This is a genomic window from Acetobacter sp. P1H12_c (assembly GCF_018811975.1).
Taxonomy (GTDB): Bacteria; Pseudomonadota; Alphaproteobacteria; order Acetobacterales; family Acetobacteraceae; genus Acetobacter; species Acetobacter persici.
The window spans coordinates 78,170-105,155 of sequence record NZ_JACRVR010000005.1 but is presented as its reverse complement, the minus strand read 5'-3'; the positions used below and the strand labels follow the sequence as shown (position 1 = coordinate 105,155).

General features: G+C 60.3%; 27 protein-coding genes and 1 tRNA gene. 19 read left to right on the top strand and 9 right to left on the bottom strand.

Going from position 1 to position 26,986, the window contains the following annotated elements:
* Position 1: 1 nt before the first annotated feature.
* The 8 genes from KP699_RS05590 to KP699_RS05555 all read left to right on the top strand — a co-directional run bounded on the left by KP699_RS05590 (position 2) and on the right by KP699_RS05555 (position 9,962).
* Entirely contained in the window at positions 2–859 is an 858-nt protein-coding gene (locus KP699_RS05590; RefSeq protein WP_215761903.1) for a hypothetical protein, read from the top strand.
* Between the two features lie 183 nt (positions 860–1,042).
* Positions 1,043–1,216, top strand: coding sequence for a helix-turn-helix domain-containing protein (locus tag KP699_RS05585; protein WP_215761902.1), 174 nt, complete (start codon positions 1,043–1,045; stop codon positions 1,214–1,216).
* Between the two features lie 117 nt (positions 1,217–1,333).
* The gene (locus tag KP699_RS05580; RefSeq protein ID WP_215761901.1) at positions 1,334–1,543 is read left to right on the top strand and encodes a hypothetical protein; all 210 of its coding nucleotides are present in this window, start codon (positions 1,334–1,336) and stop codon (positions 1,541–1,543) included.
* A 207-nt stretch (positions 1,544–1,750) separates the two neighbouring features.
* A complete protein-coding gene (locus tag KP699_RS05575; RefSeq protein WP_215761900.1) occupies positions 1,751–2,116 on the top strand; it encodes a hypothetical protein in 366 nt (121 codons plus the stop codon).
* Positions 2,113–4,005 carry a type IV secretion system DNA-binding domain-containing protein gene (locus KP699_RS05570; RefSeq protein ID WP_215761899.1) on the top strand — a complete coding sequence of 631 codons (1,893 nt, stop codon included), beginning with the start codon at positions 2,113–2,115 and terminating at the stop codon, positions 4,003–4,005. Before KP699_RS05575 ends, KP699_RS05570 begins: the two co-directional genes overlap by 4 nt.
* Positions 4,005–6,797 carry a MobF family relaxase gene (mobF, locus tag KP699_RS05565; protein ID WP_215761898.1) on the top strand — a complete coding sequence of 931 codons (2,793 nt, stop codon included), beginning with the start codon at positions 4,005–4,007 and terminating at the stop codon, positions 6,795–6,797. The genes KP699_RS05570 and mobF overlap by 1 nt, the downstream gene beginning before the upstream one ends.
* Positions 6,798–7,154: 357 nt before the next feature.
* Positions 7,155–7,568, top strand: a complete 414-nt coding sequence (locus tag KP699_RS05560) for a DUF2946 family protein (protein ID WP_252346818.1) — start codon at positions 7,155–7,157, stop codon at positions 7,566–7,568.
* Between the two features lie 93 nt (positions 7,569–7,661).
* Positions 7,662–9,962 carry a TonB-dependent receptor gene (locus tag KP699_RS05555; protein ID WP_215761896.1) on the top strand — a complete coding sequence of 767 codons (2,301 nt, stop codon included), beginning with the start codon at positions 7,662–7,664 and terminating at the stop codon, positions 9,960–9,962.
* A gap of 12 nt (positions 9,963–9,974) precedes the next feature.
* Here the strand turns inward: KP699_RS05555 and KP699_RS05550 are convergent, their stop codons facing one another.
* The 3 genes from KP699_RS05550 to KP699_RS05540 form a co-directional block, all read right to left on the bottom strand.
* Complete coding sequence (locus KP699_RS05550; RefSeq protein WP_215761895.1) at positions 9,975–11,186, bottom strand: MFS transporter; 1,212 nt, start codon at positions 11,184–11,186, stop codon at positions 9,975–9,977.
* The gene (locus tag KP699_RS05545) at positions 11,186–12,451 is read right to left on the bottom strand and encodes a hypothetical protein (RefSeq protein WP_215761894.1); all 1,266 of its coding nucleotides are present in this window, start codon (positions 12,449–12,451) and stop codon (positions 11,186–11,188) included. The genes KP699_RS05550 and KP699_RS05545 overlap by 1 nt, the downstream gene beginning before the upstream one ends.
* A 1,039-nt stretch (positions 12,452–13,490) precedes the next feature.
* Positions 13,491–13,790 (bottom strand): YggT family protein, encoded by a 300-nt coding sequence (locus KP699_RS05540; protein ID WP_143217681.1) that lies wholly within the window; start codon positions 13,788–13,790, stop codon positions 13,491–13,493.
* A gap of 111 nt (positions 13,791–13,901) precedes the next feature.
* On the opposite strand from KP699_RS05540, the gene KP699_RS05535 reads away from it, so the two are divergent.
* The 4 genes from KP699_RS05535 to KP699_RS16370 all read left to right on the top strand — a co-directional run bounded on the left by KP699_RS05535 (position 13,902) and on the right by KP699_RS16370 (position 15,137).
* Positions 13,902–13,977: transfer RNA gene (locus KP699_RS05535), tRNA-Ala, on the top strand.
* A 184-nt stretch (positions 13,978–14,161) separates the two neighbouring features.
* Entirely contained in the window at positions 14,162–14,371 is a 210-nt protein-coding gene (locus KP699_RS05530) for a molybdopterin-binding protein (RefSeq protein WP_077931230.1), read from the top strand.
* A gap of 237 nt (positions 14,372–14,608) precedes the next feature.
* Positions 14,609–14,794 carry a hypothetical protein gene (locus tag KP699_RS16375; protein ID WP_252346817.1) on the top strand — a complete coding sequence of 62 codons (186 nt, stop codon included), beginning with the start codon at positions 14,609–14,611 and terminating at the stop codon, positions 14,792–14,794.
* A 40-nt stretch (positions 14,795–14,834) separates the two neighbouring features.
* Positions 14,835–15,137 carry a hypothetical protein gene (locus KP699_RS16370; protein ID WP_252346816.1) on the top strand — a complete coding sequence of 101 codons (303 nt, stop codon included), beginning with the start codon at positions 14,835–14,837 and terminating at the stop codon, positions 15,135–15,137.
* 41 nt (positions 15,138–15,178) lie between these two features.
* Here KP699_RS16370 and KP699_RS05520 read toward each other — a convergent pair whose 3' ends face one another.
* Genes KP699_RS05520 through KP699_RS05510 form a run of 3 tightly spaced genes read right to left on the bottom strand, consistent with a single transcriptional unit; the run spans position 15,179 to position 18,639 of the window.
* On the bottom strand, positions 15,179–16,210 hold the full coding sequence (locus KP699_RS05520; protein ID WP_215761893.1) for a glycosyltransferase: 1,032 nt from the start codon (positions 16,208–16,210) through the stop codon (positions 15,179–15,181).
* Between the two features lie 5 nt (positions 16,211–16,215).
* Positions 16,216–17,277, bottom strand: coding sequence for an ELM1/GtrOC1 family putative glycosyltransferase (locus KP699_RS05515; protein ID WP_215761892.1), 1,062 nt, complete (start codon positions 17,275–17,277; stop codon positions 16,216–16,218).
* A 36-nt stretch (positions 17,278–17,313) separates the two neighbouring features.
* Complete coding sequence (locus KP699_RS05510) at positions 17,314–18,639, bottom strand: lipopolysaccharide biosynthesis protein (RefSeq protein WP_252346815.1); 1,326 nt, start codon at positions 18,637–18,639, stop codon at positions 17,314–17,316.
* A 311-nt stretch (positions 18,640–18,950) separates the two neighbouring features.
* Between KP699_RS05510 and pqqA the strand changes: the two genes are divergently transcribed.
* The 6 genes from pqqA to KP699_RS05480 all read left to right on the top strand — a co-directional run bounded on the left by pqqA (position 18,951) and on the right by KP699_RS05480 (position 23,056).
* Positions 18,951–19,031: a pyrroloquinoline quinone precursor peptide PqqA gene (gene pqqA / locus KP699_RS05505; RefSeq protein WP_043550231.1), complete on the top strand. Its 81-nt coding sequence runs from the start codon at positions 18,951–18,953 to the stop codon at positions 19,029–19,031.
* A gap of 80 nt (positions 19,032–19,111) precedes the next feature.
* Positions 19,112–20,023 carry a pyrroloquinoline quinone biosynthesis protein PqqB gene (pqqB, locus tag KP699_RS05500; protein WP_215761891.1) on the top strand — a complete coding sequence of 304 codons (912 nt, stop codon included), beginning with the start codon at positions 19,112–19,114 and terminating at the stop codon, positions 20,021–20,023.
* Positions 20,020–20,763 carry a pyrroloquinoline-quinone synthase PqqC gene (pqqC, locus tag KP699_RS05495; protein WP_212354330.1) on the top strand — a complete coding sequence of 248 codons (744 nt, stop codon included), beginning with the start codon at positions 20,020–20,022 and terminating at the stop codon, positions 20,761–20,763. The genes pqqB and pqqC overlap by 4 nt, the downstream gene beginning before the upstream one ends.
* The gene (gene pqqD / locus KP699_RS05490; protein WP_025827532.1) at positions 20,760–21,050 is read left to right on the top strand and encodes a pyrroloquinoline quinone biosynthesis peptide chaperone PqqD; all 291 of its coding nucleotides are present in this window, start codon (positions 20,760–20,762) and stop codon (positions 21,048–21,050) included. The genes pqqC and pqqD overlap by 4 nt, the downstream gene beginning before the upstream one ends.
* Positions 21,047–22,153, top strand: coding sequence for a pyrroloquinoline quinone biosynthesis protein PqqE (gene pqqE, locus KP699_RS05485; RefSeq protein ID WP_252346814.1), 1,107 nt, complete (start codon positions 21,047–21,049; stop codon positions 22,151–22,153). The genes pqqD and pqqE overlap by 4 nt, the downstream gene beginning before the upstream one ends.
* Before the next feature lie 153 nt (positions 22,154–22,306).
* A complete protein-coding gene (locus KP699_RS05480; protein ID WP_215761890.1) occupies positions 22,307–23,056 on the top strand; it encodes a DUF2987 domain-containing protein in 750 nt (249 codons plus the stop codon).
* 24 nt (positions 23,057–23,080) lie between these two features.
* Here the strand turns inward: KP699_RS05480 and KP699_RS05475 are convergent, their stop codons facing one another.
* The 3 genes from KP699_RS05475 to KP699_RS05465 all read right to left on the bottom strand — a co-directional run bounded on the left by KP699_RS05475 (position 23,081) and on the right by KP699_RS05465 (position 25,656).
* Positions 23,081–23,635: a hypothetical protein gene (locus KP699_RS05475; protein ID WP_215761889.1), complete on the bottom strand. Its 555-nt coding sequence runs from the start codon at positions 23,633–23,635 to the stop codon at positions 23,081–23,083.
* 202 nt (positions 23,636–23,837) lie between these two features.
* Positions 23,838–24,842, bottom strand: a complete 1,005-nt coding sequence (locus KP699_RS05470; protein WP_215761888.1) for a ferritin-like domain-containing protein — start codon at positions 24,840–24,842, stop codon at positions 23,838–23,840.
* A gap of 130 nt (positions 24,843–24,972) precedes the next feature.
* Positions 24,973–25,656 carry an ATP-dependent Clp protease proteolytic subunit gene (locus KP699_RS05465; RefSeq protein ID WP_025827523.1) on the bottom strand — a complete coding sequence of 228 codons (684 nt, stop codon included), beginning with the start codon at positions 25,654–25,656 and terminating at the stop codon, positions 24,973–24,975.
* Between the two features lie 188 nt (positions 25,657–25,844).
* On the opposite strand from KP699_RS05465, the gene KP699_RS05460 reads away from it, so the two are divergent.
* A complete protein-coding gene (locus KP699_RS05460) occupies positions 25,845–26,915 on the top strand; it encodes a hypothetical protein (protein ID WP_252346813.1) in 1,071 nt (356 codons plus the stop codon).
* Positions 26,916–26,986: the final 71 nt, after the last annotated feature.

The following is a 26,986-nucleotide window of genomic DNA, read 5'->3' as shown; positions in this document are numbered from 1 at the left end:
CGTGGCAGGTGAAAAAGAAGAACTACCAATTCGTCGTCTGGCTGCCAGATTTCTTTTTAAGAATGAACAGGACGGTCTTGATGCCATAGATAGGGTGACATCCTCTCTCTATGGAAAGATAAGACTTCTATATGTCGCATCATACATTGGATCATCCGTTCTTTTTGGATTTTTTGTTTTATTTTCCCTTTTTCTTGCGCTTGTAGACCCTTCCGGCAGACATTTTGGGCACACACCATTCTTTATCAATGTTGCCATAGGCATTGTGGCAATCGCTGCCTTCTTCTCCTGGCGTATCTTCCAGTATGGCTTTAGCTATCCGATCATTCCCCGCAAAATCATGCATGGCAACGGTGATGAAGCAGACGTCAGGAATCTTGAAAGGTTCTTCGAGGCCATGCAGAAGGAACAGAATCCGAGAGCGTATTATTGCTCAAAAAATGGAACCAGGACCTACATAAACAGGAGATATCTCTTCGGGAGCCTGCGCCTTCTTCTGCTGTCCGAGCATCATTGGGTTCGAGAGCCGGTATCTTCTCTCGGTGGTTTGAGCTTCGGACGCGAATTATTCATTGAGACCAACGCCGAGGAATGGATCAAGCAGGCCAACAGGAAGCCGAAGGCGGGAGGGCGTTCGGTTGCTTATGATTATCAGGCCATCTTGCTGGCGCTGATCGAGCATCCCGCTCTCGCAAGAATCATCCCCGGCGAGCGAGGCGCCATCACACAACTCATCAAGCTAATCCACACGGTTAGCGAGAGCCGCCCGGACTATCCGGATTGTCTCCCCGAACGGACCCAACTCCAGCAGTTCGCATCTTCCGTCCTTGAGGCGATCAAAAAAAATCGCGCCTCCTGATTTTTTCTTGCCTGTGCCCTTTACCGGCATTCGTTGGAATCCCGCGATTTCGTCACGGAGTGGGTTACCGGACTTTTGTGAATGTGGCGGATTTCCGACATTTTTTCCTGCCGGACGACTCACCGACGGTCATGTGCGACTTGGGCTGTCTCCCGCCGCGAATCGGCACCCAAGGAGACGCACATGGAACCGCTTGCCATTTCGGTTAACGCCGCCGCCAAGGCCCTGAGCATTGGCCGCTCGTCCCTCTACGGTCTGATCAAGGCCGGTCAGCTCGACGTGATCAAGATCGGAACCAGAACGCTGGTGACGACCGAATCCCTCACACGGCTGGCGCAGTCCCGACGAGAGACCTGACCCGCAGGCGCGGCGCGTCCCCAGCCATTTGGGGGCGGTCCACGCCGCGCCTTCTCCCGGACGTCCCCCGACAATCCTGTTTCGTCGTGTTTCGCGTGATTCACGAAAGGACACCCCATGCTCATCTTCCGCGCAGTGCTGGACTGGCTTCACCCCGGCAACCGCGTCACGCTCCGTTTCCGCGTGTGTCCCCAGATCGAACACGAGCTTTACGACCTGCCGCCTGTCGATCCCCATCTGGACCGCTGGACAGCCGATCGGGAGGCCCTTGCCCTGATCGCTCAGTGGGCCGCCCAGCATCGTCGGGAGGGCGCGGACCATGCGTGATCCCGAGCGGTTTTTCCATGCGACCAGCGGCCCCGATGCTGCGCATCGGGCCACAGAAAGAAGAACACACCTTACGCACTGGCCTGCGGCGGTTTCCTGCCGGTTTTCGCGGGTGCGATCCGGGTGCGCTCGCATTTATAGCATGGAAAACGCCGGATTTCCGCTGTTTCTCGCGAATACGGATCGAGTGCGGCGGGAGGGACGGCCATGAGGCATGTCCAGCACTCCGTCCGTCTGCCGATCGCGCTGGATCGGGCGCTCCGGCAGCTCGCCGCCCGGCGCGAGACGACCCCTTATGCCCTGTTGCAGACCTGCGTCCGGACCGGGCTGGCGGCCCTGACGCATGAGAACGCGACGGGGCCAACCCCCGCCGACCTGACCAAGGAACTGGGGCAGCTCGGCGCGCGGATCGTCCATGCCGAGCGCCTGACCGAACGCGCGCTGTACGTGTCCTGCGCCGCCTACGTCTACGCCCGCGCCGCCGCCCCCACCCGCATCGACGAGTCCCGTCTCACCGATGATATCGACGACGCCTTCCAGCGCCAGCTCGCCCTGGCGGGAGAGACCCCATGACCAACGATCTCGACCAGCAGGCGCATGTCAGCGCCCTGCGCGCCATCCGCCGCGCCCAGAGCGGTGCCCGCTTCCGAGCCACCTTCCTCGTGACCACCCTCAGCCTACTCGCCGGTGGCGCGCTGGCGGCGGTCGCCACGACCTCCCCCGAGGGACTGACCGTCGCCGGCCAGTTCCTCCTCGCCGAGGTCCAACGTCCCATTCTAGCGTTTAGCCACAGGGATGTGCCGATAACCGTCATCCTCGACGGCCGACGCTACGAGACCGGTGCCTATGAACTGGCGCGCAGCGAGTTCGTCCGGCATCGCGTCTTTGCCCTGATCGAACGCGCCACCCTGGGCGGTCTGGCCGGCATGGGGGTGGGCATCGGCGCCTTTGTCCTCACCGCTGACCGGCGGCGGCGCAAACGGGCGCGGGAACTGGCCGACCGCACCATCGCCGGCAGCCGGGTCGTGTCCGAGTCCGCCCTGGCGGCAACCACGGAGGATGCGGACGATCCCACGCCCCTGCGCCTCGGCACCGTCGCCCTGCCCCGCGCGATCGAGACCCGCCATCTGGCGATGATCGGCACCACGGGCGCCGGCAAGACCACCGCGCTGCGCCAGCTTCTCGACACGATCGAGGCCCGTGGCGAGGCCGCGCTCGTCTATGACACGTCGGGGGATTTCGTCGCCCAGTATTACAATCCCGTTCGGGGCGACATTCTACTCAATCCCTTCGATGCGCGAGGTGCCTACTGGAACCCGTTCGACGAAATCCGCCATCCCGCCGACGCCGCCCGAATCGCCCGCTATCTGATCAGCGAGACCGGCGATCGGGACCGCGATGTCTGGCTGGAAACGGCCCGCATCCTCGTGGCCAACATCCTGCGCCAGCTTTGGGAAGAAAAACGCGGCACGCCCGCCGGCTTGCTCGATGCGCTGCAATATATGTCGAGCGCGGATCTGGAGCGATGGCTGGCCCATACTTCCTCGGCGCGGACTTTCGCCCAGGACGCCGAGCGCGCCACGGCCAGCGTGCTGTTCATGCTCGCCAAGGCTGCCAACCTGCTCATGTTCCTGCGGGCCGAACCTGCGGAAGGCGGCGAAGGCTTTTCCTTCGCCCGCTTCTTCGCCGGGTTCGACAGCCACACGGGCCGTCGCCCGTGGATTTTCGTGCCGCGCAAGGAGGATCATTTCGAGGCCATCAGGCCCTTGATGGCGCTGTGGCTGGAATGCGCGGCCTCCTCGACGCTTGGCTTGCCGCCCTCCGATCGCCGCCGGATGTGGTTCCTGCTCGACGAATTCCCTGACCTGCCGCGCGTGGACAACATGACCCGGCTGCTGCCGCAGGGGCGCAAGTTCGGGGCGGCCGTCATTCTGACCTTCCAGACCATCGACCAGATGCGTAGCCGTTACGGAGAAAAGGACGCCGAGACGGTGCTTGGAAGTTGCAACACCAAGCTGTTTCTCCAACTCGCGGATGTCGAAAGCCGGGACTGGGCGTCGAAAACGATCGGTCAGGCCGAGATCGAAATCCAGACCCTTTCGGCCAATCTCGATCCCAAGACACACAAGCCCCAGATCACGGTCGGCACACGGCGCGAGGTGCGCCCTGCTGTGATGGAAAGTGCTTTGCGCCTGCCACCCGGCCGGGCCTATCTCCTGTTGCCCGATGGGTTGCCAGTTGCCCGGATTACGCTCGACAACGCGCATATTATCGCACGGAGCGCACCCGGAACGCCGGCGTTCGAGCCGATCGCCCTTGATCAGACATTGTGGAAACAGGCTCGGCCGGACGAGCCGAAGGCCGGAAAGGAGAAGAAGGAGGACAAACCCGCCGGCGACGAGACCCCGGCATCGAACCGTCCTGCCCGACGCAACCCGTCCTCCAAGCCCGGTCCGGTCTGATGGTCGCCACCGTGTCGGCCCTGACCAATGCCGCGCAGGCAGCGAGCTATTACGAGGCCGATGATTATTACGCCGAGGGTGGCCTCGCCCCCTCCGAATGGCAGGGCAAAGGGGCGGAGGCGCTGAAGTTGCAGGGCGCGGTCGAACACGACCAGTTCTCCCGGCTTCTGGAAGGCCGGGTCGCGGATCAGCAGCTCGGCACGGCGCGGGAGGGCGAAATCGCGCATCGGCCGGGCTGGGATTTGACCTTCAGTGCACCGAAATCCGTGTCGATCCTGGCCGAGGTGGCGGGGGACCGCCGCCTGGTCGAGGCGCATGGGCGCGCGGTCAGGACCGCACTGGGATTGGCCGAAACCCATTTCGCCGCAACGCGCATTCGGGAGGATGGAGAGGTCCGCCGCGAGACGACGGGAAATATGGTCATCGCCACCTTTCGTCATGGCACCAGCCGCGCGCTCGATCCCCAACTCCATAGTCATAATGTCATCCTCAACATGACCCAGGATGACAACGGGCAATGGCGGAGCCTGGAACCCCGAGCCTTCTATCAGTTGCAGAAACAGTTGGGCGCGATTTACCGCCAGGAACTGGCCGGGGAGGTCCAGCGGTTGGGCTACGCAATCGACAGGGGTAAGGAGTCCGGCTTCGAGATCGCCGGGCTCGACGCGGTGACCTTGGAGGCATTCAGCCAGCGATCCCAGGCGATCGAGGCGCATCTCAGCCAGCGCGGGACCAACCGGGAAGAGGCCAGCGCCGCCGAGAAGCAGATGGCAGCACTCGATACCAGGCAGGCCAAGGAGGCCGTGCCCCATGCTGAACTGGTCCGGGAGTGGCGCGCGGTGGCTGACAACGCCGGCTGGAATGCACAGGCCCGGCGCGAGATGGTCGCACGGGCCGAGGCGCGCGCCCGGACACAGGCGATGGCCGAAGATGTGGAACACGCCTTCGCCCGCGAATGCGCCGCCGATCGGGCTGTCGCGCGAGGGGCGTCGATGCTCGGTGAGCGGCAATCGGTGTTCGCCACCACCGCCCTGCACGAGGCGGCCGGCCGTTTCGCCTTCGGTGCGGTCGGCCATGCCGAGATCGGTGCCGCGATCGTTCGGGCGCAGAAAACCGGCGTGCTGGAAGCCCGCTCATTCGTCGATCGCCGGGGCGCGGCCTTCGAGGGAATGACCACGGCCGCCAATATCGCCGATGAGACCGCCTTGCTGCGCCTTGAAGAGAGCGGGCGTAACCAGGCCGAGCCGATCCTGGCCCCCGTCGCAGTCGCGCGTGTCGTGGCCCAGGCGGAACGGCGGGCGGAATCACAGGGGCACGCCTGGAATGACGAGCAGCGTGCGGCGACGACGCAAATTCTCACCAGCCGCAACCAGATCGTCGCCTTGCAGGGCGCGGCCGGCACCGCCAAAACCTCGACCGTGCTGGCGACCGTCGCGAAGGAAGCCCAGGCGCAGGGTCTTCGCGTCACGGCGCTGGCCCCGACCGCCTCGGCGGCCCAGGTGCTGGGCGATGCGCTTGGCAGTCGCGCCGACACGCTCGCACGGCATCTTCTGGCGCCCGGCAGGCCCACGGCCGCCGACCAGCTCTGGATTGTGGACGAGGCATCGTTGGCGTCGGCGCGTGACACCGCGAAGCTGCTAGCGCTGGCGGAAACCCATCGGGCGCGCGTGCTGCTGGTCGGCGACACGGCGCAACTCGGCTCGATCGAGGCTGGTGCCGCCTTCGGGCAGCTTCAGCAAGCGGGCATGGAGACCGCCCATCTCACCCAGAGTCTGCGCCAGACCGACGAGCAGGCCCGTGCGGCGGTGGAAGCCAGCCTTGCCGGCGATGCGAAGAAGGCCCTCGCAGCCCTTGATTCGGGTGGTGGGCATGTCGTCGAGCATGAGGGACGGGAAGCACGGTTCGAGCAGATGGCACGGGATTTCGCGACTCTGGACGGGAAAGTCCGCAAACGCACCCTGGTCATCGAGCCGTCGCGCGACGGGCGTGATATCCTGACCGGGAAAATCCGCGAGAAGCTGGCCGGGGCGGGTGTGCTGCATGGGGCTGCAGTCGAGATGTCGCGTCTCGTGGCCAAGGACATGACCCGCACCGAGGCGAAGGAGGCGAGTAGTTACGCGATCGGCGATGTCGTCCGTTTCACGAAGGATTATGCTGATAAGGGGGTATCGCGGCGGGATGCCTATACCGTGGCCGGCATCGACACGGAAAAGGCGGCCGTGATCTTGGCGGCGCGTGACGGACGACGCATCGACTGGCGCCTGCGCCAATGGGGTGCCACACAGTCCCAGGTGTTCACCGCCGAGCCGATCGAACTCCGTGTAGGTGACCGTGTGCAGTTCACCCGCAATGACCGTGCGGCGGGGCGGATCAACGGCCAGCAAGGGGAAGTGATCGGTGTCGATCCTCAGACCCGCAGCGTGACGCTCCGTATGGCCAATCGCCGGATCGAGCATCTGACGCCGGACAGTCCGCGCGATCGTCACATCGCCCATGGTTGGGTCGCCACGGCCTTCGCGGCACAGGGGCGCACCGCCGATCGCGTTCTGGCCCATGCCGACAGCGCGGCCAGCCAGCTCGTCGATCAGAAGAGCTTCTACGTCGCCCTGTCGCGCGCCAAGGAATCTGTCGCCGTCTATACCAACGACCGTTCCAAGCTCGTCACGGCCATTCAGGAACGATCGGGCATCAAGCAGACCGCTCTTGCTCCGGTGGCTGGGGCCGGCTTGGCGGCGGGCGCTCAGGCCGTGGACACCCGCAGCAAGGTCGCAGCCAAAGGCATGGCCCTGTAACTAATCCGCAGAGCAATGGCCGACGTACTTGGCCACCGATTTCCGGTAAGAGAACGTCCCGAACTTTGTGACCATGTTCCGCAAGACGCTCGGCATGCCGCCCGCTCCCTATATGGCCGAACGCCATATCAGGCAGGCTTGAGGCTTCGGGGGACGAAGAGAGCGTAAGCCGTTTGCCCGAAGATGGCTGGCTCTCCCCAACTCATTGATGCTTCGTGATGTTTCCCACCACGCATATAGTATGTTATAATATTACGAATGGGGGCGAGGAGCTACAACACTACGTGGGGATTGTCCGCTTGGAAGCTGGCAGGGAGGCCGGGCGTCCGAACGCTGGGTTGGCTGGTCTTAGGCCTGATGCTCATAGGGTTTTTGGGGCAACTCACGCTGACATCCCTGAGTGCGCCAGGTGAGGCGCCGCGCCGGGCGATCCAGCGCCTGATGGGAATCGATATTGCGTCCGCCGCCACGCCCCAGGACGGGATGGCGGCGGACAACCCGATGGCCGGCATGGCGCACCTTCATCACGGGTCCAACCCTGATGCGCCCCAGGACGACGGAACCTGCCTGCTCTGCCCTCTTCTGCATCTGCCGCTCGCGATCGTCTGCGCGAGGCTGCTGGCACCGCTCGTCGCGATTTTTCTGCGCCGCCTTCGCGTGCGCCCGAACCAGCCGCGCGCACCTCCCGCCCTGTGGTCCTGCGTCGCGTCTCCCCGTGGACCGCCAGCCGCGCGCGCCCTCCGCCAGCCGGCAGGTTTCGCGATGCTGTGATCCGCCGCCTCGCTCGCGCCACCGCGCAGCGTGAGCGGGGCATGCGCCTCCCTGCCGGCTGATTCTCCATCAGCTTTCAGGAGTGCGCTCGTGATGCGCCATCACCTCGCCCGCGCGGTTGCGCCGCACCGAATCGGATATATCACTCTCATCACCTCTTTCGTCTTCGCGTCGGGTGCAGCACTGGCGGCCTCACCACCGGACAAAACCCCGAGTGCCAAGAATGCCACTGTCAAGAGCACGACCGCCGAGAACATCGTCGTGAAAGGCAATAAGGGCGCGCCGATCGCCCGCCGCCTGTCGCTGCCTCAGACCAGCGCCGGGATCGACCGCAGGACGATGGAACGGACGATCAACATGGTCGATACGCAGGACGCGCTGAAATATCTCCCCAGCATCATGCTCCGCAAGCGCAACAACGGCGACACGCAGACCATGCTGGAAACCCGGACCTGGGGCGTCAATTCCAACGCGCGCAGCATGATCTTCGTCGATGGCGCGCTCATCAGCGCCCTCTTTTCGGAAGGGGAATACAGCGCGCCGCGCTGGGGCATGGTCGCGCCGGACCAGGTGGAACGGATCGACGTGCTTTACGGCCCCTTCGCGGCGGCCTATCCGGGGAATTCGATGGGCGGCGTCGTCGAGATCACGACGAGGATGCCGGACCATTTCATGGCGACCATCCATCAGACCGGCTCGGCCCAGACCTTTTCAAGCTACAAGACCAAAGGGAATTACGGCACCTCGAACACTGCCGTCACGCTGGGCGACCGAATCGGGCGCTTCTCGTTCCTGCTCAGCGGCAACCGGGAGGAAAGCCTCAGCGAGCCCGTCACGCTCGTCACGACCACCGCCTTGCCGCTCGGCGCCATACCGGCTCTCGCGGTGAACGGGAAGGTAGGCAACGTCGCCGGCGCGGGCGGGCTGCTGCATACGGTGATGAACAACGTCACCGGCCATTTCGCGTGGGACATCACGGACTGGCTGCGGGCGGGCTATACGATCGGCTACTGGACCAACGAAGGCAATTCGCGCGTGGATACCTACCTGCGCACCGCCTCCGGCGCGCGGACCTATGGCGGGCTGAGCGGCTTCGCCAACGGGCGCTACACGCTCGGCCAGGCCCATCTCTCCAACATCGTCACGCTGCGGACACATGCCGGCGAAAAGTGGGACGGCGACCTGACCTTCACCTCCTACGACTATCTCAACGACTGGCAGCGCAATCCGTCGGGCGTCCTGAGCGGGACGGGCTTTACGCAGAACGGTTATATCGCCCGGATGGCGGGCACGGGCTGGAAGACGGCGGACGGCAGAGGCATCTGGCGTCCGACCGTGCATCACGAGGTCAGCTTCGGCGGCCATTGGGACCGCTACGACCTGCGCGACCCCACCTGGCTTGCCGACGACTGGCAGCATTCCGCGCGCGAGGGCAACGGCAGGCTCCGCACGCTCGGGCGCGGAACGACGGAGACGGAGGCGGTCTGGGCGCAGGAGCTATGGCGCTTCCTGCCGGGCTGGACGCTGACCGTGGGCGGGCGGATGGAGTTCTGGCGCGCCTTTGGCGGCTACAATCTCGCGGGCGGCGTCGGCAAGGCCCAGCCGAACCGGAGCGATTCGCATTTCTCGCCCAAGGCCACGCTGGCTTGGGACATCGACCCGCACTGGCTGGCGAAGCTCTCCTTCGGCGAGGCGTGGCGCTTTCCGATCGTGGGCGAACTTTACCAGATCGTCTCGACCGGCACGACCTACGCCATACCCAACGCCAACCTCACCCCCGAGCGGGTGCTGTCCGGCGAGGCGGTCATCGAGCATCACACGGAAAACAGCCTGGTCCGCCTCTCGCTCTTTCAGGAAAATACGCGCAACGCCATGATCTCTCAGATGAATCTGCTGGATTCGGTGTTCGTCACGACCGTCCAGAACGTCCGGCAGGTGCGCAAGCGCGGCGTGGAGTTCGTCGCCCAGGAACGCAACCTGTTCGGAGGACGGCTCGATGTAAGCAACAGCGTGACGTTCCTGGATTCGCGCATCCTGTCCGATCCCGGCTATGCCAGCAGCACAGGCGCGACGGTGGTGGGCCACCACGTTCCCTACGATCCGAAATGGCGCGATACGCTCCAGGCGACATGGCACGCGACGCAGCGCCTCGATCTCACCGCCGCGTTGCGCTACCAGAGCATGTCCTACTCCACGATCGAGAACAGCGATCGCGTCAGCCACGTCTATGGCGCCTTCGATTCCTTCCTGGTCGCGGATCTGCACGCTCATTACCGCTTCAACCGATATCTGACAGGCGATCTCGGCGTCGATAACGTCAATAACGACCGATACTTCCTGTATCACCCGTTCATGATGCGGACCTGGTCCGGCAGCCTGAAAGCCGAATTCTGAGCCATGCGGGCGTCATACCCGCCTCGCGGCCGTGGCGACGACCCAGCCGGCCGCCACGGCCGCCGCCGCCACGGCGGACAGGCCCCCGAGCCCTATCGCCGGATAGCCATGCGACGCCACCCATGACCCGACCATCATCCCGCCGTACATGGCGGCGTTGTTCCACGCCTGGCTGCGCCCTCTCAGTTCCGGCGTGATCGAGGAGGCCAGCGCCTTGAGGTCCGGGATATAGGCTTGGCCGAAGGCGAAGATCACGAGGGCCGCGATCAAAATCCACGGCCAATGCTCGAATGACGCGCCGGCCAGCCCCAGGAGGGCGGCGATCTCGACGGCTTGCCCGATCCGCACCGCGCGAATCTTGCCCGATCGGTCACCGAGGCGGCCGAAGGTCAGGTTCCCGGCGACGTTCGCAAGCCCGTACGCGAACAGGATCGTGACGATGCGCCCGCTCGACCAATGCCAGACGCTCCCAAGATCGACCACGAGATAGGTATAGACCAGCCCGAGCGCGCCGAAGGCGAGGAAGCTGATCGCCAGGACGGGGCCAGTTCCGGCGAGGATCACCCGTGCATCGGCGACCGCGTTTCCGTGATCCGCCGATTCCGGCGCCCTCTCAAGGGTCGGTAGCCGAGACAGCGCAAGCGCGAGAATCCCGGCCGCCGCGACGGTCGCCGCCGTTAGCGCCCACAGCACGCCGCGCCAGTTCCAGAACTCCGAAAGCCAGAGCCCGAGGGGCACGCCGCCGACGGAGGATACCGAGAAGCCGACCGAGGCGACCGACATCACCCGCCCGCGCGCGCCATAGGGCACGGCATCGCCGATGATCGTGTAACATGTCGGCGTGATCGCCGCCGCCGCGATGCCGGCGATCCCGCGCGCCACGAGAAGGATGGCGAAGTCCGGCGCCCAGGCCGAGACCGCCTCGAACAGGACGAAGGCGATCAGCCCGCCGTAGAGCACGGCGCGGCGGCCGAGCCGGTCGGTCAGGCTCCCGATCAGAGGCGAAGCGATCGTATAGCCCGCCGTGAACACGGTCACGAGCAGCCCCGCCCCGGAGACCGAGACGCCGAGGCTCTCGCGGATTCCCGGCAGGAGGGGGGCCACGACGTAAAGATCGCAGCCGACGACGAACAGCAGCAGCGCAATGGCATAACCGAGGCGCATCCCGTCCGCTTCCGTCAGGCCGCTTCCCGATCCGGAGGAAGACTCTCTCTTCGCATCCATCACTGGGCTCCCGCTCGCCGATCCTCGATCATCCTATACCGGATCAGCACGCAAAGGATCATGCACCCCGTGGCGACCGCATAGGTCGTCACGAACCCTTTTGTGCCGCTCGTCGTCAGGGCGAGGACGGGAACGACAAGGAAATGCGCCACGAAATAGGATGCGCCGGAGAGGAACACGGCGGATGCCGCACGCTCCGATTCCCGTCCGTACAGAATGATCAGATGCGTCACGAAACCGCTGAAGAAGAAATAACCCGCTTGCAGGCACAGAAAACCGGCGATCGTGACCGCCGGCCTGCCCGTCACGCTGGCGGCCAGAAGGACGAGGATCGCGCCGACCGGAAGCCATGCGCCTGCCGTCTGCGGCCATCGTTCCGATCTGCCGCCCGGTTGGCGCGCGAACGCCTGAGTGGCGGCGAAGAGCAGGAGCAGGGCAATGCCGACCGCCACGGTGACGACACCGACCCACCCCAGCGACAAGCCCTGACGCAGCAGCAGCGTTTGCACCACGCGATAGGCGAGATCGAGCCCGAGCCAGCCTGAAACCAAAGCCAGCAGTAGCAAGGCGAATCTCGTTCGCTTATCGTCCCGTCGCGAAAGCCGCGTTTTGGGGCCGCTGGGGAGGCTTGCCGAAAGAGCGCGTGGGGAGGATATGCGCTTCGCCGTCGCCGTGCTGTGCCATACCGGCAGCGTGAGAAGGGCGACCAGCCCGGCCATGACGGCGCAGCAGGCCGGGAGGCCGAGCCAAGCGTTCAGCCCGATGGACATTCCGCTCGACAGCGTCGAGCCGGCGATCGCGCCGACGGCTTCGTAGTGCGAGAAACGCTCTCGTTCCGGCCGGCTCCCGGCACCTGAGAGCAGCACCGCGCCGGCATCGAGAACGCCCCGCTCGATCCCGCAGAGCAGGCAGACGACCATGCCAGCGCCCAGCAGCACCGTCCTGATCATGGCGATCGTGCTCATAAGCGGCAACGAGGCTGCGAGGGCCAGGAAGATGACAACGACAGCCGCGCGCAGCACGCAGAGAAGGAGAAGCGGCTGTATCGCCCATCGCTTCGCGTCGGCATATCTCAGCACGGGCGGTACGATGACGGCGCGCATCGACCAGAACAGTGGCAGGGTCGCGAAAAGCGGTAGCGTTCCCCTGGGCGCATTATGTGCTTTGAGGATAACCGGCGCGGCAGATGACAAGAACAGCACTGCGACGAGGTTTCCGAGATAGGCGAGGCGGATCGCCTGCGCAAAAGGTGCATGTTCCCTCATTGATATGTTATATCATATCAATTTAGAAAACGCAAGACTGCCGGCATCGGCATAAGGTCTGAATGCTCGGTGATCGCCTCTGTTTTTATAAAAAATAGTTTATCTTTATCTTGACCTTTTCTAGTCGGGGGTATTTCTAGGGGTATCATCATTCGTATGAATGGTATTTTTCACGATTTATCATAGAGTTATTTTCTAACTTCCGGTGTGGTCTTGGCACCATTTTTTCCCTAAAAACTAAAAATATCTGATCTTGGTTTAAAACCGCTCTGATTTCGTGCGCGTCACCAGTCAGGCGTTTATTGGCGTTCAGGCAGGTTGTGCAGGCCCTCGAGCCGGAGTCAGCAGAAGCCTGAAATCACTCGCCTTTTTCCATAACCCGCTGCTTTTTTTGAGCTTTTGCACTTATCCCCAGATTCTGCGGATGGCTGCGGGGGTAAGCTTGTGGATAATTAGTACAGGCTGTGTCGATAACCCTCACGCCTTTTCGCCTGCGCGCAAAATCCGCCCCAAAAACTATCGAAGGGCCCTCGTGAATTTTGAGCGAGCACTCCGGTTGGCAACAAGAGCAAACTTAATTCTTCTGCGGACGCAGGGGAGCTTTTTGAGAAGTGGGACGCTCTCCTTTGCCGGATAGCGAGGCCGAACGCTTAACATCAGTTCCACATAGAGGCACCACGCTTCGGTGCTTTGCACTGTTCAGACTGACAAAACAGCGGACAATGATCTTAGTCTGATATGGAATTCCATTTTCCACTCTGACCATCCGCATTCTTTCGCCTCCGAAAGGAGAACCTATAAGGTGCGGGAGTGCGGGAGTGCGGGAGTGCGGGAGTGCGGGAGTGCGGGAGTGCGGGAGTGCGGGAGTGCGGGAGTGCGGGAGTGCGGGAGTGCGGGAGTGCGGGAGTGCGGGAGTGCGCATCACAGATTTTACCGGGCCTGCAAATCCAGAAATCCCGTGGTCTGATTTTTTTCTGCTCCGGCATCAGACCATTCTGGTTCGTGCCCTACCCTCCGGCACGAACCTTTTTAAGAGCGCTCAGCGATAGATCAGGGTTCTGAACAGGCTGACCAGCACGGGTTGCAGCACATATTGAATACCGAGCAACACCACCATCGGACTGAAATCCACGCCCCCCAGCGAGGGCAGAACGCGACGCACCGGCTCCAGAACCGGCTCTGTCATGCGGTTGAGGAAAAGCCCAACTTTCCAGACAAGCGGCTTCCGGGTGTCCAGAATACCAAACAGGCAGAGATTGATGAAAATGCAGGATATAATCAGAATCCAGCAGTAGATTTCCAGCAAACGCATCAGCACTGTAAAAAGAGCAAACAGCAAGAACACTTCTCCACAACATAGAGGTATGTCTGGCTTTACCAGACCGCAGACCGATACAATACAGCTTGACAGCGTCTTGATAAGCCCCTTAGGTTTTCGCCGTGTAAAGGCGGGGCTATAGCTCAGATGGGAGAGCGCCTCGTTCGCAATGAGGAGGTCAGGGGTTCGATTCCCCTTAGCTCCACCACCCGCCTTACCAGACCCCTGATTTATCCTGAGAAAATCGGATGGACTTACACTCCATTCTGTAAATTTACGGTCGCAGACATTGTGCTCCGCAATGTGCTTTTGCCAGTGGCGTGACAAGCCTTCCCGAAATGCTGAAGACTGCCTAGTATTACGGACGATAAAGGTCTGAGGAGACTCTTCTGATGAGAATTAGCGCACGTAACCAGATTGCCGGTAAAATTATTGCCATTCAGCCGGGAGCAACAACCTCTCACATCAGTCTGGAATTACCGGGCGGAACAGTCATGATGGCATCCATCACGAATGAAGCCGTCGCTGATCTGGGCCTGAAAGTTGGTCAGACAGCAACGGCACTGGTCAAAGCCTCTGACGTCATGATTGGTGTTGACTAAACAGCAGCGCTTTTTACAAGGCTGCTTCCAAAATCAGCGGCGTGCCTTTTTATGGCACGCCGTTTTTTGTATTCGCCCGCCTTGCTGAAAGCCCATCCCTGAACAGGGAGTTTTATGTCCTTATGGCCATACAAAACGATTTTCCCGCCTTGGTATGACCATAAATCTCGCCTGTTATCAGTAGCAGGAGATCTTTCAGATCTCCCACCAAAGCAAGATGGAAAGACAAAGGCTGATATGATGAAGAAGGCTCTGCTGGCAACGGCTCTGACTCTCGGCATACTGACGACCGCAGGTGCGGCCGCTTATGCTGAAGAAACTGCTCCGCCGCCGCCTCCCCCGCCCGGAGCCTGCCATCCGCCCGGCCCGGTGCTTAATCTGGACGGCGTCAAGCTGACCCTCTGCCCAGAAGAAAAAGATTAAGGCCATTCTGGACGCCAATCGCCCGGACCCTAAAGCGGATATGGAGCAGGACCACGCCCTGCATGACCAGATCCGCACTCTGCTGACCACACCGGGGAAGGTTGACACCGATCAGCTTAACAGCCTGACACAGCAGATCGGCACGCTCCATGCTCAGCATGAAGCCCAGCGTTTGCAGACAGATGTGCAGATCCACGATGTTCTGACCAAAAAGCAGTTGAAGCAGATTGCAGAAAAGAAGGACGAGCCGCCGTGCCCGCCCGGCCCGCCAATGATGGGTGGCAACCCGCCTCCGCCCCCTTCACCGCCGGGTGCTGGTGGCCTGCCCGCACCAGCTCACTAACCGCAAAAAGGCTGTCAGCGTTCTGGCAGCCTTTTTTGGTTTTATGTTCTGGGCAATCCGTTTTCAAAATTTCCGGCAAGACCATCCCGAACAGCCCGGAAAACGCTTTTCCACCGGCGCGCTATTCTGAGCGGATGGCGCAAATGATACAAAATACTGCCCGGCGATTTGCAGAAAACTTTAATGATCAGAAACAGTGTCATATTCAGAAAATATACCGGCTGACACCGAATACTATTCTGCTCAATAACAACGCGATTGCGGACAGAAAAATAGGACCGGTTTATCCCCTGCGGTGCCTGCAACCATGGGTGCAGGCACGACGCAGCCTGCGTCCATGATGGCTCAAGGTCCTTCAGCACACTGTTCCGGCACATCCAGAGTGCGCCACCATGACGGGTGATGCGTAATGTGTAGTCATAATCATCGAAATAAAGAAAAAAGCGTGCATCGGGCCGGCCGATACGCTGCACCCAGTCTTTATGAAACCACAGGCCGCCATACGCCCCCATTTCCATACCAAGACAGTCCAGTCCCTTTTTCTGCCAGACAGGAACCGTCTTTTTCTGAAAAGGCGCCTGCACCGAGAACCCGAAAAAGGAATTTTCCTGAATAGCGTTGGGTTTATGCCTTTCAGCCAGCTTGATGTATGTCCGTTTATCCTGCCGGAAACTGGACAGACAGCACGAAGGGTCTGCTCCCATCAGCAGCCATGTCTGCGTAAGGGCTTTTAACGTGCTGGTATCCGCCACAGTATCATCATCCAGTAACCAGATATGACGGGTGTCCGGCCTTTGCGCAGCCGCGTCAATACCGGCGGCAAACCCTTCTGCCGACCCTCCATTCCGTTCAAGCCGGATATACGTGACCCGCCCGGTGCCCCAAAGGACCGTGCAGCTTTTGAGTGCCTGTGCCACAGCAGGCTCTGTGCCGTTATCCACCAGAACAACATGCCCGGCACCAGCAACAAAAGCTCCCCGTAAAACCTGTTCAACAAACAGAAGCCGGTTGCCATAGGTCACAATGACAGCACAGGTTCCATCCCGAACGGCCTGTTCGGTTAAGGCGCTCATATTGCTCACGATTTTTCCCGTGTAGTTGCCGTTAGGGGCAGAAGGCCGGGGAGAACCAGAAGACGCTGCTGACAGCGCACAAGGTCTGTATCTGCCTGATGGTGTACTGGCCTCCATCGCAAATCCTGTTCGGTCAACGCCGGACAGGCCAGCCGGATAACGCCTGACTGAATCAGGGCACGATGCCAGCAGGCAAACCTGCTGCCACTCCCCAGCAAACCGCGTCTGATCAGCCATGAGCGAAGAGGCCTCAACCCTATCCGATCCGCCCCCTGTTGCAGGCGGGACATGAAACTCTGCTTCTGAGGCAAGGGAAATAGCCAGACCGGCGCACGGGTCCGCCAGGCCTCCGCCAGCATGGAGGCACTATCTGCCGTGACGACAAACCGGTTACCTGTGTTCAGAAAATGCGTGAACAGGGTTTCTCCCGGCCTGAAAAGATGTAACGCAGCAGTCTCTCGTGTCATCCAGTGCTGCATCCATTGCACGGCTTCCGGCGGTGTGCGGGGGCTAGTGATAATATGCAGCGGTTCCCGGTTAGCCTGTGCCAGTGCGTGCGCAAACACCAGCAGCCGCTCTGTCTCAGCGCGCCCCATACGGAACTGGCGGGACGGGCCGCCATACAGCACAATTGTGCCAGCATGCCTCAACGCCTGTGCCTCCTCATGCTGCGGAGGCAGGGAGGCGCCATTAAAGGGCCATGCCACCCTCAGCACGTTCGGTCCCGGCGGGTAATCGTCCTGTGGGAGCGGGATAATCAGGTCCAGATCTTTTGCGGGAATATGGCTTGGGCGACCGATATGCACCAGCAAGGGCCGCACAGCACACGTCGCGCGTAACGCGCAGGCCGCCTGCACGGCATTCCCGAAAGACAGAATGAGCCGGAGGCCTGCTGTCTCCGGCCACTGATCCGGCGGAGAAAAGTTTGGTCCAAGAGGCACGGTTCTGAACGGCAGCCCCAGAGCCTGCGCCAGAATCTGGCACTGTGCCTGCTCGCCGGGGCGCCCTGTCTCCAGAATCCAGACGGGCGCGGACAAAACTGACGGGCTCAGGTCGTATCCTCCCATTTCTGCTGCCTGCCCGGCCCACTGGCCGTCGCTGCTTCAGGCTTCCGGTTTACTGTCGAAGGACCTCTTGCGGTTCATGACAAGGTAAGGGCCAAGGCGCGTCAGAAGAATAGCCAGTTCGCTGAGCAGGGTTGCAAGGCCTGCCCCCGTCATTCCCCACCCATTTGCCAGCACATAAAGCAGTGGGAGGGAGAAGCACATTGTGACCATACGGCCTATAAGAATCTGATGCGCCTTGTTGAGAGACACCAGAAGCGGCTCCAGCGGCACATCCCACAAATCCAGAATAGCCGTGACCGTCATGAGCAAAAGCAGGGTGCGGGTGCCTGTCCATGGGACAGTCAGCAACAGATGCAGGAGCCATGGCCCCACAAACGTCGCGACAACCAGCACCACACCGGAAAAAATAGCCAGCGCCTGCAAAATACGATTGGTGACCTGCCGGATGGACGCCCAGTCCCGTTTATCCCGCAGCGCCACGAGTTCCGGATACAGAGCAGGCGTGAGCATCTGGGCCGGACGGGCCATACCGTCTGAAATCTGCCAGGTGACATTGTAGATGGCGGCACTTTCCGGCCCCAGCACGGCCCCCACAATCAGCACGGTCAGGCGTGACCCCAGACGCCCCAGCGCCTGATCCAGACTGGTGGAGAAGGTAAAGCGCCAGATCCCTTTAATCCGGCTGAGCCATGCCACATTCACCAGCCGGAAGCCGTTCAGCTTGTCCGTGCGCGCCATAACCCAGATGGCCAGCCCGTAATCCAGCACAAAGGCAACCGCCGTGGCGCAGTACCAGAGCAGCAGAAATTCCGGCAGGGTCCAGTGCAGGAAAAACCCGGCCACACAGCCCGCAAACTTAACCACAGAGCTGGCCGTATCCGCCAGAACCGCCAGTTCATACCGGTTGGCCAGACGCAGCACGCCCATGGCGCACCCGGTGTTCATGAACAGGATCACCGTCATATACCATAGCGGGATATGCCCGTACGCTGCGGCCCAGCCAGAAAGATGCGCCAGCCAGAGGCTTGAGACCACAGCAACGCCCAACCCCATGACCGCACCCAGCGCATCCAGCAGGGCACAATGGCGGAAGAGAGTCTGAAACGGCTTTTTATCCGCCGCTTTGTAGAGAGACATGCCGTATTGCAGCAAAGGCTGCCAGGACTGAAAGCGCGTCGCCACAGCGCAGGACATGACGAAGGAACTCATCAGCAGCAGAATCCCGTAGTCTTCCAGCCCCAGCGTACGGACAGCCAGAGCCGTACTGGCCAGCGCGAGCACAGCCATCGCGCCTCTGCCGCTCAGCAGATAGCCCGTATTCTTGAAGACCCGCCCGAATAACGCCTTGATCTGACTATTCATCAGCCCTCACGCTTCTCTCCCCACGCTGGAATAAGCCCGTAAGCGGCACATCATGCCGGGCTGTGTTTAGAAGCCATGCGATAAAAATAGCAAATTATGGTGTTCACGCCGGGCACTCACCCACTCCGCCAGCGCCGCAAAAACCCGTTCACACTCCCGTGAGAAGCATGAAAAAGGCCTCACATTCAACCGATCAGGGTTGCACCGCCTCCGCTTTTGCTCACACTCGCAACACGCGGTTTATCTGCCTGCATCCTCCCCGGAGAGCAGGACACCGCATGTGACATGATCCTTTGATACGGAGAGCTTCTATGGCCTGGACGACACCGAAAATCACCGAAATCCCCCTCGGCGCTGAAATCAACAGCTACGTTTGCGGCCAGAAGAAATAAGCCGGACAATAAGCTGTTATTCCGCCAGAGTGACCTGAACGGGGTTACTCTGGCGGCATTTATTTTCTAAAAAGCCGCGTATGCTTGATCTTCTTGTTCTAGGCGCTGCCGCAGGCGGCGGCTTCCCTCAGTGGAACTCCAACGCACCCGGCTGCCAGCGCGCCCGCGCCGGAGACCCGAACGCCCCGGCCCGCACACAGGCGTCTCTTGCCGTTAGCGGAGATGGTGAGCACTGGTTCATCCTCAACGCCTCGCCTGATCTGCGGACGCAGATCAACCAGACTCCGACCCTGCACCCCAAAGATGGTCTGCGCTCCACCCCTATTGCCGGTGTGGTTCTGACCAGTGGCGAAATTGACGCCATTACCGGCCTCCTGACCATGCGGGAACGGCAGGCATACGGGCTGTACGCAACAGCATCGGTTCTGGCGCAACTGGATGCCAACCCGATTTTTGATGCGCTGGACCGCACGTTAGTCCCGCGCCAGACCATGGCGCTGGACCAGCCGCTTTCCCTCATGCCGGGCAATCTGCGCATCACACCGTTTTCCGTGCCCGGCAAGGTGCCGCTTTATGCGGAACGCAGGGAGAATCCGGCTGAAATTATGAATAATGGCGAGACCATTGGGCTGGACATCACGGACGGCCAGCATCGCGCCCTGTTCATTCCCGGCTGCGCCATGATGACGGACGCCCTGCGCGAGCGCCTGAACGGGGCCGACGTCGTGTTTTTTGACGGCACCCTCTGGACGGATGATGAAATGGTCCGGGCCGGTCTGGGGGCTAAAACCGGCCGCCGCATGGGGCATATGTCCATTGCGGACGAACCGGACGGAACAATCGCCGCGTTCCGCACCCTGAATGTGGGCCGCAAGGTGCTGATCCACATCAATAATTCCAACCCAATCCTGTTAGCCGAAACGCCTGAACGCAGACAGGCCGCAGAGGCCGGATGGGATGTCGCCTATGATGGCATGAGGATTACACTATGACAGACCGGCTGCTTTCCCCCGAAGATCTGGAAGCCGCCCTGCGGGCCATTGGCGCTGAACGCTACCATAACCTGCACCCTTTCCACCGTGCATTGCATGACGGGAAACTGACAAAGGGGCAGGTACAGGCCTGGGCGCTCAACCGGTATTATTATCAGGCCAGCATCCCTGCCAAGGACGCGACCCTTCTGGCCCGCCTGCCAACGGCGGAACTCCGCCGGGAATGGCGCCGCCGGCTGATTGACCATGATGGCACGGAACCCGGCACGGGCGGCGTGGCCCGCTGGCTTAAACTGACTGATGGTCTGGGGCTGGACCGGGCGTATGTCGAGTCTCTGGACGGGCTGCTGCCCGGCACCCGCTTTGCGGTGGAAGCCTATGTGCATTTTGTGCGTGAACGCTCCATTCTGGAAGCCATTGCGTCCTCTCTGACAGAGCTGTTCTCCCCCACCATTATTAGCGAGCGGGTGTCCGGCATGTTGCGGAACTATCCGTTTATTACGGAAGAAACGCTGGCTTATTTTGCGCCGCGCCTGACGCAGGCCCCGCAGGATTCCGCCTTTGCTCTGGCTTATGTGAAGGAGCATGCCCGCACAGTGGCCGAACAGCAGGCTGTGCTGGGTGCGCTGAAGTTTAAGTGTGGTGTGCTGTGGTCCATGCTGGATGCGCTGGATTATGCGTATGTCACACCGGCCCGTATTCCACCCGGGGCGTTTCGTCCGGCTGAGGGCGCTGCATGACAATCGCGACCATCAGAGAAGAAACCTGTGTGCCGCGTTTTGCCCGTGGCACCCGCCTCCAGTATGACCGCGTGCGTGAACAATGGTTTGTGCAGGCCCCCGAGCGCGCCTTTCTGGCGGATGCCGTCGCCGCAGAAATTCTGCAACTGGTGAATGGCAAGCGCTCTCTGGGCCAGATTATTGACCAGTTGACGGAAAAATTTTCCGCACCGCGTGATGTCATTACACAGGACGTCATGAGCATGACGCAGGATCTGGCCGATAAACAGGTTCTGCTGCTGGCATGACAGTCCCCGGCGCACCCAAAGCCCCGCCCCCCATGAGCCTGCTAGCGGAACTGACGCATCGCTGCCCGCTGCAATGCCCTTACTGCTCCAACCCGCTCCGGCTCGACCCGCGTGCGGGAGAACTGGATACGGCAACATGGATGCGTGTGCTGGATGAAGCTGCCGCTATGGGGATACTGCAGGTGCATTTTTCCGGCGGAGAACCTATGGCCCGGCCAGATCTGGCTGATCTGGTCCGCCATGCGGTCTCTCTGGGGCTTTACACCAACCTGATTACGTCTGGTGTGCTGCTGACCCGTGACAGTCTGAAAAGCCTTTCCGAGGCCGGGCTGGACCATATCCAGCTCTCTTTTCAGGATGCGGACGCGCAGGAAGGTGAGCGGATTGGCGGTATGGCCGGGGCACAGGCCAAAAAGCTGGAAGCGGCACGTCTGATTGTTGAAGATGGCCTGCCTCTTACCCTGAATTTTGTTATCCACCGGCAAAATGCAGAGCGCGTTCCGGCCATGCTGGATCTGGCTGAGCAGCTTGGCGCACGCCGGGTAGAAATTGCCCATACGCAGTATTACGGCTGGGGCCTGCTGAACCGCGATGCCCTGCTGCCAGACCGTGCACAACTGGACGCCACGGAACAGGCGGTGGCCGCTGCCCGCACACGGTTTGGCAACCGGATTGCGATTGATTTTGTAACGCCTGATTACTACGCCGAACGCCCCAAACCCTGCATGGGCGGCTGGGGGCAGCGTTTTCTGAATATCTCACCCTCCGGCAAGGTTCTGCCCTGCCATGCGGCAGAAACTATTCCGGGCCTGACCTTCCCCACGGTGACGGAGGACTCGCTGGAAGCAATCTGGCAGGACTCACCTTTGTTCAACCTGTTTCGCGGTACAGGCTGGATGCCGGAACCGTGCCAGAGTTGTGCCTTTAAGGAAGAGGACTGGGGTGGCTGCCGCTGTCAGGCCCTTGCACTGGCCGGACAAGCAAGTGCAACGGACCCTGTCTGCCATCGCGCTCCGGCCCACCAGCGGATAGAACAGGCCATTGCAGCACGGCCAGCGACCCCGCCGGAATTCCGCTACCGGCGCTACAACAACGCCCCCTGACTGAGTATGGCCTTCTTCTGCAACACCAAACCGCCTGCATGCACCCGTGTACCCAGAACGCCTTAGCCTGACAGGCAAAAGAATTTCCCATGCGTTGCGCAAAGTCTGCCTGTATGAGTTAAGGGGTTTTCTGACACCGCAAGGCGGATTTCTATGCGCAAACACGGTTTTTTCTGGCTTCTGGCAACCTGCTGTCTGACCGCTTTCCAGCAGGCACACGCGGAAACGCCTCAGCCTGAAGACATAGAAGTTCATGCGACACGGCCTGTTACTGTACAGACCTATCAGGCCGTCGCACGGGTCTTCCGGCGCTTTAATGCGCTGCCCGAGCAGGACCGCGCCAATTTGTCCCTGCATGTTCTGGGCAGACTTCAGCCGCAGGATGCCCCGCTGAAAGCCTCCGGCCTGCATCTGCAAACAAAAAACGGTGCCATCCCGCTCTTCAACGCGGATAATGATGAACTGACCGTGCCTCTGACAGAAGCTCTCTGGGCAGAAAATCCGCCCTTAATGGCCAATCTGCCCGCAGAATCCTTTATTGGGTTTACATTCCAGATTGCTGTCAGCCCCCCGCAACCGGACCAGTTTACGGATGCACAGGCGCGCCACTGGCTCCGGCAGCTTAATAACTGCATGGAAGATATTGTCGGGGTGATTGTTGCATTCATGCTGCCAGACGCACATCGGCTGATTGTCTCAGTCGCCCCGCATAGCAGGCTGGAAGCTGTTAATACTGACCAGACACAGCTTTTACTGGATAACCAGAGCGATGCGCCGCAAACCTTTATTTTCAGGCCGCAGGATTACGCCCGCAGCACGCTGTTCCGGAGCACCAGAGCCTTCAACAAAATTCTTGTAAAAATCCCGCTTGATCCACATGCGAAGATGAAGCGTAAATCCTGATTGCGTCATTCTCACACTCAGGAACTATACCTTATCTTCTGACCATATGCTTTTTATCATATACCCACAGTAATACACCATCAGAGACACCATGAGGATCATTGCCAGCTTTAGAATTTTTATCGGAATATCTTCATCTGTATGGAAAAATGAAAGCTCTTTCATTCTGGCCAGAGCAAAGAGTGGCGTAAGTAATGCCGACAAAGATCCACTATATAACGAGAGTGATATCCATCTATCGACACGAAAGTTTTCCAGAGTCTGTGACGCATGGCAGATTGAGGCCGACGTCCTGATCCATAAAAATAGAAAGTAATAAGAAAAAAATGTGAACAATGCGACAGAAACTGACACGACCAAGATCAGTTCACTCGGTGCTTTTTTAGTTAAAATCTCAGACAGGGAATAGAACGTCAGCCCCAAAAAGTTTATGAGCGCAATCAGAGCAAAAGCAGGAACACTCACCGTAAAAATCTTTCCCTGATTTTTACTCAGTAAGAAACTATATGGCTTCTGATTTCTCTTTAATTTGGGAGAAAGAGAAAAAATGCAGACCTCACCATTTCTGAACAGAGCCACGTCTCTCTCCTGCGCTAAAAAACATGACTCCCAAAAATGCTCACTATATTAATTCATATTGACACCGGAATGATATACGAAAAATAAAAATTAAACGTTTTCTTCTGGAAATTTAATTGAAACGCAAAATGTTCTCTTACCGCACTCAAAGAGTGCGCGGGCAGAAGCGATCCTCTTCCGCCCGCGAACGGTAAAACGGTACTCAGCACCGGTTAGCGCGAACCAGACCGGAGACAAACTGCCAGCCACGGCCAACGTCACGGATCACCCGTGCAATGGCCGGGGCCGTTGTGGGGCGCAGCAGGCGGGCATCATACCCCGCAAAGCGCCGCTCATCTTCTTCCAGACACAGATCCATAAAGTCTGGCAGATTCAACTGGATGTCCGCAATGTCTTTGGCGCCGGTGACGGTAAAGTTGTTGTCCTGCGTATGGACCTCACCCTTATCATCCACGGAGGAAGCAAGGCTCATGCGTTCATAGGCAAGGAACGCCCAGACAGCCCAGACCTTCATTTCAAAGAACGGGCGACGCCACCAGGGCATAACGGCCCGGTACCAGGCCAGCCAGTTGGCAAACAGCAGGATATGACGACATTCTTCCTGCATAACAGGTTCAAACGTGTCGATCAGTTCCGGCGGAAAGAAACCGGACCGCTGTGCCAACTCAAACAGACCAAACGCGAAGAAACTGTCCACACATTCGGAAAACCCCGTGACAAGGTAAGCCCATTCCACATCTTTTGGCTCAACATAAGGCGGCTCGGGGGCCATCTTGATGTCATAGGCCTCTACCAGCTTGGACAGAACTTCCTTATGCCGGTTTTCTTCCCACGCATTGCGGGAAATGGCGTCCTTGATATCCGGATCAGTCACCAGACGGGCATAAGCCGCCATCCGCAGGCGGGCCTTGCCTTCGGTCTGCACGGCAATATCCCAGATTGGCAGGGAGGTAATGCGGTGCAGGGTTTCCGGGTCCAGCTTTGGCCAGTCAATCACGGAGGGCCGGTACGGATTAAAGGTCTCGCGGAACATGGCCGCAATGGCCTTTTTATGCGCGTCCGACCCGGGCTTTAGCGGGCCTTTGAGGGGACTGACCCAATGGCGGGCTTTGTAATCAGCCTCAACAACAGCCGCGTTATCGGGCGGCGGAGGCAGATCATCCACACTATCAGGCAGGCGGGAATAGATATCGCTTAGAGAACCCATTGGCAGGAACCCGTTTACTGGGGGTGCTGCGCCACCCGCCCCTGCCGTGGCAGAAGCGGATAACGCAGGACCCGGGACAACAAACTGGCTCCCCTCCCCCCGCAGGGAAAGAGGAGCGCGGGTCTTCCGTTTAGTGGATGTCGGAAAGCTTCGAAATGATCTTAGTCACGAGACCATATTCAATTGCTTCTTTCGCAGCCATCCAGTGGTTGCGGTCCGTATCCTTAACGATCTTTTCGTACGGCTGGCCGGTCTCCCGGGCAAAAAGACGGTTCAGACGCTCACGCATCTTGATGATTTCACGCGCTTCAATATCGATATCGGTAGCCGGGCCACGCACACCGCCCATCGGCTGATGCAGCAGGAAGCGCGTGTTCGGCAGGCAGAAGCGGCGGTCTTTATGGCCTGCGGCAAAAATCAGCGCACCGGCAGAGGCCACCCAGCCCGTCCCGATCAGGTTGACCGGAGCCACCGAATCGACAAACCGGATCATGTCGTGGATGGTGTCACCACTCTCCACATGCCCGCCGGGTGAGTTGACGTACACATCAATTGGCTTGTCCGATTCACCGGCCAGCGCCAGCAGGCGTGCCGTGACATCACGCGCAACTTTATCATTAATCCCGCCAAAAATCAGGACTTTGCGCTGTTTGAACAGCTTGCTTTCCAGCTCCCCTTCCGGGGCGGCCGGGGTTTTGGCGTCTTCTTTTTCCGGTGCGTCCGGAGAGTCCGGAGTATCATCATCCAGCCGGATAGGGTCGCAGGGGGAAATGCCCGTCATGCCAGTCTCCGCATGTTCTGTGTCTCTGTTCATGTCTCTTATCCTGCTCTGCCTGCGCGCCCCTGCCAAGGGGCAATCATGCGAGGATGATCCCCTATCTCGCCACAACGGTCTGAAGAGGGTAGAGTGCCCCCTGTTTTTCACTCTGCCAGCGGAGCAACCCTCACGTCATGCAACAAGCGTGCCCCGAACAGGACCGGCCTTTAAGGCACCGTGTTTCCATGGCCTTTCAGTCCGGCAGTCCGTTCCGTTCCGGAGTGCTGGTTGCAGCAGGCGTGCTCTGCCTGACAGGATGCAGCCATAAAGACCCCGTCGATACGACGCTTGGATGGATGCAGCATATGCGCGGTGGCGTCATTGCCTCACAACGCCCGCCGCCGCCCGGTATTTATGACCCATACCCTCATGTGGGCCTGACACCCACCACAACGCCGGACATGCCTTCCCCTCAGGCGCGTGCGCTGATCACGCAGCAGATGATCCGTGACCGGAATCTGATGTACCGCACCATAGCCGCCAACGGCACCCTGATGCCTGAAATCCCGCCGCCGCCCGGCGCCGCAGCGGCCCCCAAACCGGCGGCAACACCGCAGGCCGGAAACGGGAACGGAACCACAGCCTCACAGCCCGCAACCCTTCCGGAAGGAACAGCAGGAGCCATTATGGATGCGGCCGACGCCCCGCCTCCGCAACCGGCCACCCCGACAGCGGCGGCAGATAAACTCAGCAAGCCCGCACTTCCGTCCACCAGCGCACCCTCAACCGGTGGTCTTTTTGGCGCAGATAAAAAGAAAGACGCAGGCAAGGGCGAGACGGAAGTCGCCATGCAGGAAATCGGGATGCCAGACGTAAAAACCACTGCGCAGACCCCGCCGACCCCGGCCAGCGCCATTCCGCAGATTCCCTCCGGGCCACCGGCCCCGCCATCCTTCCCCGGCTTCAATATCCCGTCCGACGCATATCTGCCGGATGCGGTGCGCCCGAATTATGATCTGTCTGACGCCAAAGGCACGGCTATTCACTGTGTTCCGCAGTCTGACCAGATTTCCTCCGGGCAGGATGATACGTTTGCAAAACTGGTGACCAAAACCCCCCACGGCCCATTTTATGTCCGGGGCTTTGGCTCGGCAGCCTCCCTTGATGCTCAGGCTCAGGCCGATGCGGTGCAACTCGGGCTGTTGCGCGCCCAGAATATCGCCAAAAAACTCATTGACCTGAAGGTTCCGGCCTCCGCCATCCATATCCGGGGGGATGCCTTTGGCATGGGGGTGCGCATCGCCACCACGCCCTGACTCTCCACCTTATGGTCAGGCCCGCGCAATAATCTGACTGGATAATCTTATGGCGCACAACAGATTATCCG